Source organism: Aquabacterium sp. (assembly GCF_029946005.1).
Lineage (GTDB): Bacteria > Pseudomonadota > Gammaproteobacteria > Burkholderiales > Burkholderiaceae_C > Aquabacterium.
Genome location: NZ_JAQSDR010000006.1, coordinates 269,381 through 281,383, shown reverse-complemented (window position 1 = coordinate 281,383; position 12,003 = coordinate 269,381). Strand labels below are relative to the sequence as shown.

General features: G+C 64.3%; 7 protein-coding genes and 1 tRNA gene. 5 read left to right on the top strand and 3 right to left on the bottom strand.

Annotation, left to right across the window (positions count from 1 at the left end; translation table 11 throughout):
- Positions 1-3: 3 nt before the first annotated feature.
- Positions 4-645: a uracil phosphoribosyltransferase gene (gene upp / locus PSV38_RS04340; protein ID WP_300545261.1), complete on the top strand. Its 642-nt coding sequence runs from the start codon at positions 4-6 to the stop codon at positions 643-645.
- Here the strand turns inward: upp and pbpC are convergent.
- Positions 642-2,990 carry a penicillin-binding protein 1C gene (gene pbpC, locus PSV38_RS04335; RefSeq protein WP_300545258.1) on the bottom strand — a complete coding sequence of 783 codons (2,349 nt, stop codon included), beginning with the start codon at positions 2,988-2,990 and terminating at the stop codon, positions 642-644. The two genes, upp and pbpC, sit on opposite strands and share 4 nt — an antisense overlap.
- Positions 2,987-8,053, bottom strand: a complete 5,067-nt coding sequence (locus tag PSV38_RS04330) for an alpha-2-macroglobulin (protein ID WP_300545255.1) — start codon at positions 8,051-8,053, stop codon at positions 2,987-2,989. Before PSV38_RS04330 ends, pbpC begins: the two co-directional genes overlap by 4 nt.
- 101 nt (positions 8,054-8,154) lie before the next feature.
- Here PSV38_RS04330 and PSV38_RS04325 point away from each other — a divergent pair, with 101 nt between their 5' ends.
- The 4 genes from PSV38_RS04325 (at position 8,155) to PSV38_RS04310 (ending at position 10,784) form a co-directional block, all read left to right on the top strand.
- Positions 8,155-9,426 (top strand): amidohydrolase family protein, encoded by a 1,272-nt coding sequence (locus tag PSV38_RS04325; protein ID WP_300545252.1) that lies wholly within the window; start codon positions 8,155-8,157, stop codon positions 9,424-9,426.
- Between the two features lie 21 nt (positions 9,427-9,447).
- Positions 9,448-9,532 (top strand) — tRNA-Leu (locus PSV38_RS04320).
- A gap of 95 nt (positions 9,533-9,627) precedes the next feature.
- Positions 9,628-10,530 carry a cysteine synthase CysM gene (gene cysM, locus PSV38_RS04315; protein WP_300545249.1) on the top strand — a complete coding sequence of 301 codons (903 nt, stop codon included), beginning with the start codon at positions 9,628-9,630 and terminating at the stop codon, positions 10,528-10,530.
- Positions 10,531-10,544: 14 nt separating this feature from the next.
- On the top strand, positions 10,545-10,784 hold the full coding sequence (locus PSV38_RS04310; RefSeq protein ID WP_300545246.1) for a sulfurtransferase TusA family protein: 240 nt from the start codon (positions 10,545-10,547) through the stop codon (positions 10,782-10,784).
- A gap of 12 nt (positions 10,785-10,796) precedes the next feature.
- Here PSV38_RS04310 and ruvB read toward each other — a convergent pair whose 3' ends face one another.
- Entirely contained in the window at positions 10,797-11,882 is a 1,086-nt protein-coding gene (ruvB, locus tag PSV38_RS04305) for a Holliday junction branch migration DNA helicase RuvB (protein WP_300545244.1), read from the bottom strand.
- Positions 11,883-12,003: the final 121 nt, after the last annotated feature.

Genomic DNA, 12,003 nt, shown 5'->3' with positions numbered 1-12,003 from the left:
GACATGGCCCACGACTTCCCTAACCTCCTTGTCATCGATCACCCCCTGGTGCAGCACAAACTGACCTGGCTGCGCAACAAGGACACCAACACCGAGAGCTTTCGCAGCCTGCTGCGTGAAGTCAGCCAGATGTTGGCGTACGAAGCCACGCGCGACCTGCCCACCGAGCTGCTGTCCACCACCACCCCCATCACCACCTTTGACTCACCTGTGATCAGCGGCAAGAAGCTGTGTTTGGTGTCCATCCTGCGCGCGGGCAACGGCATGGTCGATGGCCTGCTCTCCCTGCTACCGCTGGCCCGTGTCGGCCACATTGGCCTGTACCGCGACCCTGGCACCCTGGAACCGGTGGAGTACTACTTCAAGGTGCCCACCGACATCGCCGAGCGGCAAGTCATCGTGGTCGATCCCATGCTGGCCACCGGCAACTCCGCCGTGGCCGCGATTGACCGCATCAAGGAATGTGGTTGCCCCAGCATCAAGCTGCTGTGCCTGCTGACCGCACCGGAAGGCGTGGCCAACATGCTCAAGCACCACCCAGACGTGCCCATCATCACCGCCTCGCTGGACAGCCACCTCAACGACCACGGCTACATCGTGCCCGGCCTGGGCGATGCCGGAGACCGCATTTTCGGCACCGTTTAGCGCACGCTGAACGGCACACGCTCGAAGCGGCCTTGCGTGTCCAGCGCGGTCAGCGCGTGCTCACCCGCGCGATCCAGCGTCACTTGCAGTGCGGTGCTGTCGGCACTGGTAGCCCCGACGATCAGGCCATCGAGCAACCAGGTCACGGGCTCGCGGGTGCCAATGGCCTGCACGCGAAACGTCAGCTTTTTTTGTCCCGGGGTGGGGCGCAGCACGCTGCCCGGCTCGATGCCAGCCACATGCAAGGTGTGACGCCATCCCGTCGACCCGCACGCTGGCGACCACGGCAGGTTCTCGACCGGGCTGCGCATGTCCTTGCCGATCCAGGGCTGCAGCAAGGTGGGCCAGCGGGCGAACTCGGTGCGTTCGAGCTTGACGTGGGCGGGTGCGCAGCCAGGGCGCCAGCGTCGCCCGTGCACCGGATCGACCCAGCCCACGTCAAGCAGGCCTGAGCCTTGCACCCGGTCGGGCAAGGTGGGGGGCGTGGCGCCCTCCAGCGTCCAGGCCGTGCGGCGAACACGGCACTGATCGGCGGGCGTGGCGCTGCTTGAAAGGCCCAGCGGCCAGCAGATGTCGGCGGTGTGCACTTGGGCTGGCACCGTGCGCGGCTTGGTGGCCGTCGGGCCCAGGGCCTTCAGCAGGTCTTTCACCAGTGGGGCCGAGGTGTTGGCACCAAAATGGCCCGGATTGGGCGTGCCATCTGGGCGCCCTACCCACACCCCCACGGTGTAGCGATCGGTGACGCCCACGGCCCAGGCGTCTCTGAAACCGAAGCTGGTGCCGGTTTTCCAGGCGATGCGGTCGCTTGATTCTCTGAACGGTGCATCGGGCCGCCCGCCGTTCTCCAGAATCTCCCGAACAATGAAGGCCGCGCCAGGGCTCATCAAACGTGTTTCCACCAGGGGCGAGTCGGGCGTGAGCCGGGGCTGGCCAGCCACGCCGCCGCGCGCCAAGGCGGTGTAGGCGCCCACCAGTTCTTCCAGCGTGGTGCCCGCGCCGCCCAGGATGATGCTGAGGTTGGGGTCCGCGCCGGAAGGCATCCGAAGCTTGACCCCCGCTTGCCGCAAATGCGCGGCGAAACGAGCGGGGCCAATGCGTTCGAGCAGGTCCACGGCGGGCACGTTGAGTGAGCGTTGCAAGGCATCGCTCACGCTCACGGCACCGCTGAAAGACGCTTGGAAATTACCCGGGGCATAGCCGCCAAAGTTTTGCGGGGCATCGATCAGCAGGCTCTCGGAATGCACCAAACCATCGTCGAGCGCCATCGCGTACAGAAAGGGCTTCAGCGTAGATCCGGGGGAACGCACGCCGCGCACCATGTCCACATGGGCCGAGCGCAGGTTGTCGGTGAAGTCAGCCGATCCCGCGTAGCCGCGAACCGCCAGGCTGTCGTTCTCGACCACCAGCGCCGCGATGGACACCTTGTCGGGCAGGCTGGTCAGTCGGTCCAGCAGGACACGTTCCAGGCTCATTTGAATGCCCGGGTCCAGGTTGCTGCGGATGACGGCGGGCCGGGCGTTTCGCGCATGCCTGTGCTCGCTGCGCAGCCGCTCTGCGGCCAGGGGTGCCAGCCAACGCGCACGCAGCGGAGGCGCGAAGACCCGTTCAAGCCGGGCGTCATTCACGGTCGCGCTGGACCACGCCTGGCTGCTCTCCATGCGCCGCAAGACCTTGTCGCGTGCGGATTGGGCCAGGCCGGGCGCGCGGTCGGGGCGCAGCCTGGAGGGTGTTTGCGGCAAGGCCACCAACAGTGCCGCTTCCGCGGGGCTGAGCTGAGCGCAGCCTTTGCCCAGGTAGGCCCGGCTGGCCATCTCCACCCCTTCCACCTGCCCGCCCATGGGCGCGTGGTTGACATACAGGGCCAGGATCTCTGATTTGCTCAAATGCACTTCCAGCTGGAGGGCACGGGCGATCTGGCGCAACTTGGCGCGCAAGCTGCGCTGTCCGCTCTGCGCCAGGGCTGGGTCGATGATGCGGGCCACTTGCATCGTCAAGGTGGAGCCGCCCGAAACAATTCGCCCATGCCGCCCCCATTGCCAGGCCGCCCGGGCCATGGCCCAGGGATTGACGCCAGGGTGCCAGTAGAACCAGTGGTCTTCGTAGCGCAGCAAGGCTTGCAGGTACAAAGGGGACACCTCTTTCAAGGTGACCTGTTGGCGCAGCGCGCCATCCCGGCTGGGCCAGACGCGCAAGGGCGTGCCATCGTTGGCCACCACCACCAGCGAACCTCCCGAGGCGCCACTGAGGGGCAAGGGGAACAAGCGGTCAAGCAGCCCCAAAGACAGGATCAGCGCGAGTGCCGCCCAGGCTGCCCGCTGGATGCCCAGGCGCCGCCGTGCGCTCATGGCGATTGCCGAGGATCCTGCACGGTGATGTCAGGTTCCGCCTTGCCCACGCCCCGCAATTCGGGTCGGTACATGTCCTCGGCAAAGGTCGCGGGCACCACGAACTTGCCCGGCGTGACCGCGCGCACCAGGTAGAAGAAGTCCTGACGGTTGTTGTCCAGGTCTGCCGCAACGACGAAACGGTCGTCCCTGAACTCGACGTGCTGGATGCGTTTGCTGTCCATCGCGGCCGCCAGGTTAACGCCTTCAACCGCGTAGTCCTTGGCTTGCGTGCCTTGGCTGATGTTCAGGTTCTCGATTTCGAAACCAGCGGGGATGCGGTCGACCACCAGCCCATCCTTGATGTGCTGCTTGGCTTGCACGCGCAGGCGAACAATGAACATCTCGCCCGTCTTGAACTGGCGGGTGGTGATGCTTTTGCCGTCGGTGCTCCACCAACTGCGGTCCAGGACGATGCTGTCGTCGCGGGCGGCCAATGGCTTGACCGGGTAGCCCTGCGAGATGACCTCGACGAACAGCGGTTGGGTGCCGGTGCTGGTCAGGCTGATGCCCCGTTTGAGCGCGGTGACGTCGAAGCTGCGCCGCTCGGTGCCCTTGGCATTGATGGCCTCGGTGCGGTTGCCGACCTTGATGCTGCCTTGCCAAGCCTGGGTTGCATCGCCGCCAGCCGCGCGGGCCGCCAGGAACAAAGCCAGGCGCTCTTGCGTGGAGTAGTACTGCCGTTGGCCGAAGCGACCGACCAATCGCACCAGCAGATTTTCGCGCTGCGGGTGATTGACCTTGTGGCGGACCAGCATGGCATAGGCCAGGGCGGTGTCGCGCACCTCGGAGCCGTAGTCGCCCAGCCAGTCGTACCAGCCCTCTCTGGTCTGCTGAATGCCGTAGCCGAGCCTCATGGCTTCGTCGAAAGCCACCTTGGCGCGGGCTTCATCGCCCATCAGTTTGAGGGCCAGGCCCAGGTGGACCAGGGGGAGGGGTGAGCGCGCATTGCCGCGGTAGTCGTCGTGCAGGGTGCGCAAAGTGGCCAGCGGCGCCTTCTGATCACGCGCCAGGATGTAGCCCTCGTGCGCAGCCTCGGCCAAACGCTGGTGCGCCATGCGAAGTGCCTCGATTTCACGGTAGTCGCGCAGCAGGCCATTGGCATCGCGCGACAGCACGGCAGGTGGCTTGGTCTGCAAGCCAGGCGCCCGTTGGAACTGCTCCAGCAATGAGGCCAGTGCACGCTGGCGCAGCGTGTCCGGCACTGCGAATCCTGCATCTGCGGCATCCTGCAAAAAGCCCGTGGCATAGGCGCTCAACCAGGCCTCATAGGGGCTGCTGGTAGACCACAGGCCAAACCCCCCGGTGGGCTGCTGCATGCCGGCCAAACGAGAGAACGCGGTGTCCAGCCGCTTGGCCCGCTCTTCACGAGACAAGGGGCTCAAACCCACGGCCTTGGCGCCTTCTTCGTCAATGAAGACCAGCGGGTAGGCGCTGCTGGTGGTTTGCTCCAGGCAGCCATAGGGATACATCAACAAGCCCTGCACCACCTCGCGCACATTGATGGGCGGCCGGTTGGAGATGCTGACATCCACCGTGGCAGACCCCGCCCACAGGGCATCCAGCAGCGTGGGTGTCAGGCGGTGGCTGCCTTGTGGGTCGAGCCGCACCCGCTGGACCTCGCGGACCTGGGGCGTGGCGGGCTGCACTTGCAGGGCCGCTTCACGCACCAGGCTGAGCTTGCCCGCCGTGATGGTCAGCTTGATGGGTGCCAGGCCCAAGGCGTCGCTGGCCTCGGCCGTGAGGCGCATCACCGTCCGCTGCTTGTCGGCCAACTTCACCGTGGGTAGCGTGCCGATCAGGCGCACGGGCTGCCCAGCTTCGGCCTTCACCGAGACCTCCTGGGGGGCGCCGCTGAGGTTGGTCACGTCCAAGGCCAGCGTGGCGGTGTCGCCAGGGGCAATGAAGCGTGGCATGGACAATTCGGCCACGATGGGCGCAGCGACCACCATCTCTACCTCGGCGTTGGCATAACTGTCGGCGGTGCTGGCCACGGCCATCAGGCGCAGAGTGCCGTTGAAGTCTGGCAGGGGCAAGGCAATGGTGGCCTCGCCCTGCGCATCGAGCATCACTGGGCCACTGAACAGGTCGACCAGCTTGACCTTGCGGGGCATGCTTTGCGTGTCGCGCTTGCTGGCATCACCGCCAAAGCGCTGCTTGGCCATCGTGCCCTCCATCTTCTCGATCAGCTTGCCGTAAAGGTCAAGCACATCGGCGTCATAGCGGTGTTTGCCAAAGAAAAAATCAGCCGGATCAGGGGTGGCGAAACGGGTGATGTTCAAAATGCCCACATCCACGGCAGACAAGGTGACCATGGCTGGCCCAGCCTTGAAAGGATTGCCCGCAGCATCCGTCAGGCGAACCTTCACAGGCACCTTCACCTCGGGTTGTGTCTTGGCCGGTGCGGTCATCGACAGTTTCAGGGTTCGGGCTTGCCTCGACAAAGGCAGGTGCACCAAACCCAATGCCCGTGCGGGGGTGACGCGGTCACCTTCGCTGCCCGGACGGAAGGTCACCACGCCGATGTACAGGTCATGGCGATTCCAGCTCGGGTCCACCGGGATCTCGATGGTCGTGCCCCGCGTGCTGACCTCGACCCGGCGTTGGTAGAGCACGCGGTCGCCTTCCACCGTGACCAGGGCCTGGCCGTCGTGGGGTGGCGTGATCGTCAGGCGGGCCGCATCGCCAGGCTTGTAGGGCGCGCCCTCCAGCTTCAGCTGGACGCGGTCTGGCCGATTGCCGATGTCGTCAGCATCCTGCGCCCCCCAGCCGGCGTAGAACTTGTAGCGGGCGGTCTGGCCGGTCTCGGCGTCATGAAGCTCCAGGCGATAGCTGCCGTATTGCACGGGCAACGATATTTTCTGGCGTGATTTCAGCGTCACCGTGCGGGCTTCGAGCAGCTCTTCTTCGACGTTGTAGCCGCTGTTCCAGCCCCGGTTGTCGTCGTAACGCCAATACCACTGGCGGTCTTCCCGGATGAGCTTGATCGCAATGGCTTTGGCAGGGACGAACTTGCCAGAAGCATCCGTGCGGATGAGTTCAAACTCGGCCAGCCCACCTTCCTGCGCAACATCGCGGTCGAACAGAGGGCGCAGGCCCACCAGCGTGGGCGCAGGCCACCAGGTGCGCTCCAACGACCGTACCACCGGGCGGCCCCCGGTTTCCAGCAAGCTGAAACTGGCACGCACGTTCATGGGCGATTGCCGACCATCCATCTCCATGGGCACCGAGACTTCCGCATGCCCTTGCTCATCCAGGGCAACCTCGCCCAGGTCCTGACGCTTCTTCACCTTGTCGTCGTTCACATCACCAAAAATGAAACCGGGCCAAGCCTGGGGCAGGGGGTTGCGCAGACGCTCGGTGACGGCGCTGCCCAACAAGCGATTGCCCGCTGCTGGTGCGCCATACAGGTAATCGCCTTCAACCCGCACTGACAGCGAACCGTCGCCTTCCAACGCCTCTTCGGGGGCCTTCAGGTTCAGCTTCATGCGCTCTGGCAAGAACTCCTCGACCTGGAAGGACCACTGCGCATCCGCACGCTTGGCCCCCGGGTCGGTCTTGACCTCAACCAGCCACTTGCCGGTGGGCGCATTGGCGCCCAGCGTCAAAGCCTGCTGGTAGTAGGCCGTGCCTTTGTCTTGAGGCCGAACGATCAAGGTCTGCACCTTCTCGCCATTGGGTTGTTTCAGGGTCAGGGTCAATGGCGCAGGCGCGCCCGCGGCTGTGGTGGGCAGGGGCTTGCCATCCGCATCGCGCGCCAAAATGGACACGTTGAACTGTTCGCCCGGGCGGTAGATGTCGCGTCCCGAATACACGAACAGCGACACATTGCGCGAGGGGTGGCCCGCCACGTCGAACTCCGACAAGTCCAACGCTGGATCGTGCAGTGCCTGCACCGACAACTCCTTGCCGCGCCGAGCCAGCACGGCCCGGGCCTTGCCCAGGCTGCCCTGGAAAACGGCATGGCCATCGCGGTCTGTCTTGGCTTGTGCCATGGCCTTGCCGCTGTCATCAATCACCGAAACGTCGATGCCACTCAGTGCCTCGCCACTCTTGAGCGAGGTGGCGAATGCATCGGTCTGACCCGAATGTCGGCGCACATGCAAGCCAATGTCGGTGACGTAGAAGTACGTCACCTGATAGTCCCAGCCGAAGCGGCCCGGTGCATTCATGACGGCCACATACACGCCTGGCTCTTGAAGCTCCTTGATCTTTTCAACCGGCAGGAAGTTGACATTTCGCCGGTTCTTGCGGGGGTCCGTCGTGAAGCGGCTCATGTACACGCTGGTGGCCGACTCGCGCAACTGGTCCAGGTAGTAGCCCGCCACCGTGCCTTTCAAATGGCTTGATTGCCGGTAGTCGTCGTCTGCGCCGCCCTCGCTTTCGCCCTCATCGTCGCTGCCTTCCTCATGTTCGCGCACCCGACGTCCGCCCACCTGCTCCAGAAACGCGGGCAAGGACTTTTGCTCGATGCGCAGGAATTGCACATCCACTTCCGGTGTGTTCACGCTGACCACCGGCAGGCCGCCGTTTTGCCCGGCGGGCAGCACCACACCTCGGCTGGCAAAGTAGTAGGACTCGGGCATGGCTTCGCTGGTCACCTTGCACTGAACGGCCGCCGGCAACTTTCGTCCCGATTGCGACGCCACGTCGGCCGTCAACTCGATGCGGTAAAGCTTGGCGGGCAGGGCGTAAGGCAGGTACAGAACGCGCGGGTTGTCGCCCAGCACCCAGCGCCCCTTCAATGGGCGCGCCTCATCCTCCGACTCACCCTCGGCGCGCTCAAATGCCTTGATGGACCGAGAAAAATCTTGCGAACGCGCCAGTGGTTGCGTGAACATCACGGCCACCGCAGGGGAGCCATCAAGCATGCGCGGTTTGCAGTCGGCCAGGGTGAACTCCTGAGGGTCGTTCACGGCGACGCTGCTGGCGGTGGCGGGTTTTTGTTTGAGCCACCCATCGACACAGGCCGTGACCAGCACGGACAACACCAGCATCAATGCAAGTCGCAGCCACTTGAGCATGGAAGTCTCCCCTTCAACATTTTTTGACATGAAGTGAGCACTTTACAGGCATGGCGTGAAGCCTGCTAGGCTCTTTGGTAAGTCATTGCCTAGGAGCTTTCGTGCTGGACCTCATCCTTCGACACTGCACCCTGCCTGATGGCCTGGCCGATCAAGACATTGGCATCCAAGGCAGCCAGATCGTGGCCGTGCAGCCCGCGCTGTCCACGCCCGCCGCGCAAGAGATCAACGTGGCCGGACAACTCGTCAGCCCGCCGTTCGTCGATGCCCATTTCCACATGGACTCGACCCTCAGCTACGGCCAACCCCGCATCAACCAATCAGGCACCTTGCTGGAAGGCATCGCCTTGTGGGGCGAGCTCAAGCCCCAGCTCACGCAAGACGCCCTGGTTGAGCGCGCCCTGGCCTATTGCGATTGGGCCGTGGCCAAAGGCCTGCTCGCCATCCGCTCCCACGTCGATGTGTGCGACCCGAAGCTGCTGGCCGTCGAAGCCCTGCTGCACGTGCGCGAACGCGTCAAACCCTACCTCGACCTGCAACTGGTCGCCTTCCCCCAAGACGGCGTCCTGCGGGGCCCCAACGCACTCGTTCAACTGAAGCGCGCCCTCGACATGGGCGTGGACGTGGTCGGCGGCATCCCCCACTACGAACGCACCATGCAGGACGGCGCCGAGTCCGTCCGCCTGCTGTGCGAACTGGCCGCCGAACGGGGCCTGCGCGTGGACATGCACTGCGACGAAACCGATGACCCCATGTCTCGCCACATCGAAACCCTGGCCTTCCATGCGCAACGCCTGGGCTTGCAGGGCAGGGTGGCCGGCTCGCACCTCACCTCCATGCACAGCATGGACAACTACTACGTCAGCAAGCTCCTGCCCCTGATCAAAGAGGCCGGTGTGGCCGCCATCGCCAACCCCCTCATCAACATCACCCTGCAAGGCCGACACGACACCTACCCCAAACGCCGAGGCATGACCCGCGTGCCCGAGCTGCTGGCGCAGGGCATCGATGTGGCCTTTGGCCATGACTGCGTGATGGACCCCTGGTACGGCATGGGCAGCGGCGACATGCTCGAAGTGGCGCACATGGGTTTGCACGTTGCGCAGATGACCAGTCAGGTCGCCATGCGCCAATGCTTCGAGGCCGTCACCAGCACCCCCGCGAAGATCCTCGGTCTGTCAGGCTACGGGCTGGAAGTGGGCTGCAACGCTGACCTGGTCGTCCTGCAAGCCCGCGATCCGGTCGAAGCCATCCGCTTGCGCGCCACCCGCCTGCACGTCATCCGCCAGGGCCGGATCGTGGCCCAAACCCCGCCGAACACCGCCACCTTGACCTTGCCGGGTCGCCCAGGAAGCGTCAGCTTTCTATGCTAAACTTTGACCCCTCACATCAGAGCCCTGGTGGTGAAATTGGTAGACGCGCCGGATTCAAAATCCGGTCCCGAAAGGGGTGCCGGTTCGATTCCGGCCCGGGGCACCAACAATCAAAACCCGCATGCTTGACCAAGCATGGCGGGTTTTTTGTTGCCTGCCACAATACCGGTTCAATGCACACCGCTGAACCTGTTTGACACGATGAACTACCCCACGCTCGAAGACGTCATTGGCAAGACCCCCATGGTCCGCCTGCAACGCATTCCCGGCGCCGACAACGACGCGCGCGGCAACGTCATCCTCGCCAAGCTGGAAGGCAACAACCCCGCCGGTTCCGTCAAAGACCGCCCCGCCATCAGCATGATCCGCCGCGCCGAAGAACGCGGCCAGATCAAGCCCGGCGACACCCTGATCGAAGCCACCTCAGGCAACACCGGCATCGCCCTGGCCATGGCCGCAGCCATCCGGGGTTACCGCATGATTTTGATCATGCCGGAAGACCTCAGCGTGGAGCGCGCCCAGACCATGAAGGCCTTCGGCGCCGAACTGATCCTCACGCCCAAAAGCGGCGGCATGGAATACGCGCGTGACCTGGCCGGCCAGATGGTGCGCGACGGCAAAGGCCTGGTGCTCGACCAATTCGCCAACGAAGACAACCCCCGCATCCATTACGAAACCACCGGCCCCGAAATTTGGGCCGACACGCAAGGCGAAGTCACCCACTTCGTCAGCGCCATGGGCACCACCGGCACCATCACCGGCGTCTCACATTTCCTCAAGGAGAAGAACCCGGCCGTGCGCATCGTCGGTGCCCAGCCCAGCGAAGGATCGCGCATTCCGGGCATCCGCAAATGGCCCGAGGCCTACCTGCCCAAGATTTACCAGCCCAGCCGGGTCGATGACATCATCCACGTCAGCCAGCTTGACGCCGAAGACATGGCCCGCCGGCTGGCCCGCGAAGAAGGCCTGTTTGGCGGCATCTCTGCAGCCGGCGCCTGCTGGGTGGCCCTGCAACTGGCGCAAACCGTGAGCAACGCCACCATCGTGTTCGTGGTTTGCGACCGCGGCGACCGTTATCTCTCCACCGGCGTGTTCCCCGCCTGAGGTACCATTCATTCATGGACATCAACAAGGAACTTGACGCCCGAGGCCTGACCTGCCCGCTGCCCATCCTCAAGGCCAAAAAGGCTTTGTCGGACATGCACAGTGGTGAGGTGCTCAAGGTCTCGGCCACCGACCCCGGTTCGGTGCGCGACTTCCAGGCCTTTGCCCGCCAGACTGGCAACGATCTGGTTGACCAGCAGACCAAGCGCAACGGCGACCAAGAGGAATACACCCACTTCCTGCGCCGCCGCTGAGCCCAGCGCTGGTTAAAGCAGCAACTCGGGCCCTGAAGGTGGATTCAACCCGAGGTGCTTGAACGCCGACGCCGTGGCCATGCGCCCGCGCGGCGTGCGTTGCAAAAAGCCTTGCTGGATCAGGTAGGGCTCAATCACATCCTCGATCGTTTCCCGCTCTTCGCCAATGGCTGCCGCCAGGTTGTCCAGGCCCACCGGCCCGCCATCAAAACGGTGGATGATCGCCTCCAGCAGTTTGCGGTCCATCACGTCCAGGCCCAACGGGTCCACATCCAGCATCGCCAAGGCCAAGTCGGCCACCTGGCGGGTGATGCGGCCATCGCCCTTCACCTCGGCATAGTCTCGCACCCGGCGCAGCAGGCGGTTGGCGATGCGCGGCGTGCCCCGTGAGCGGCGCGCCAACTCCAGCGCGCCTTGTTCATCGATGGGCGCATTCAACAACTTGGCCGATCGCGTCACGATGCGCTGCAGTTCTTCGGCGGTGTAGAACTCCAGGCGCGCCACGATCCCGAAACGGTCCCTCAGTGGATTGGTCAGCATGCCCGCCCGCGTCGTTGCCCCCACCAGGGTGAAAGGTTGCAAGTCCAGCTTGATCGAGCGCGCCGCCGGACCATCGCCGATCATGATGTCGATCTGGTAGTCCTCCAGCGCGGGGTAGAGGATTTCCTCGACGACCGGGCTCAAGCGGTGGATCTCGTCGATGAACAGCACATCGTGCCGCTCCAGATTGGTCAGGATGGCGGCCAGATCCTTGGGCTTTTCCAGCACAGGCCCCGAGGTCTGGCGCAGGTTCACGCCCAACTCGGTCGCGATGATGTGGCTGAGCGTGGTCTTGCCCAGCCCTGGCGGGCCGAACAGCAACACATGGTCCAGTGCTTCACCCCGCTTGCGCGCCGCGCCAATGAAAATCTCCAGTTGCTCGCGTGCCTTGGTCTGGCCCACGTACTCATGCAAATCCTTGGGGCGCAATGCACGCTCCAGCGCCTCTTCATGGGGGGTGGTCACTCCCGCAGCGACCACCCTGGGGGCATCGAACGCGGGGGCGGTTGGGGGCTTGGGACGTGCCGAACTTCCGAAGTCATCGGTTTGAATGCTCATGGGCACCGATTATCCGGCTTCTTGGGTGTGTTGCCTTTGAGCAACGATAGGCCGATTGGATTGGGGTTTATGACAACCCTGTCATCACGCCAATCGCAAAAGTCTGTTGCAATTCGTTCAG

Excerpts from the sequence above, each read along its gene's own strand:
- upp (WP_300545261.1), top strand. The coding sequence starts at position 4 with ATGGCCCACGACTTCCCTAACCTCCTTGTCATCGATCACCCCCTGGTG.
- pbpC (WP_300545258.1), bottom strand. The coding sequence starts at position 2,990 with ATGAGCGCACGGCGGCGCCTGGGCATCCAGCGGGCAGCCTGGGCGGCA.
- PSV38_RS04330 (WP_300545255.1), bottom strand. The coding sequence starts at position 8,053 with ATGCTCAAGTGGCTGCGACTTGCATTGATGCTGGTGTTGTCCGTGCTG.
- cysM (WP_300545249.1), top strand. The coding sequence starts at position 9,628 with ATGAACTACCCCACGCTCGAAGACGTCATTGGCAAGACCCCCATGGTC.
- PSV38_RS04310 (WP_300545246.1), top strand. The coding sequence starts at position 10,545 with ATGGACATCAACAAGGAACTTGACGCCCGAGGCCTGACCTGCCCGCTG.
- ruvB (WP_300545244.1), bottom strand. The coding sequence starts at position 11,882 with ATGAGCATTCAAACCGATGACTTCGGAAGTTCGGCACGTCCCAAGCCC.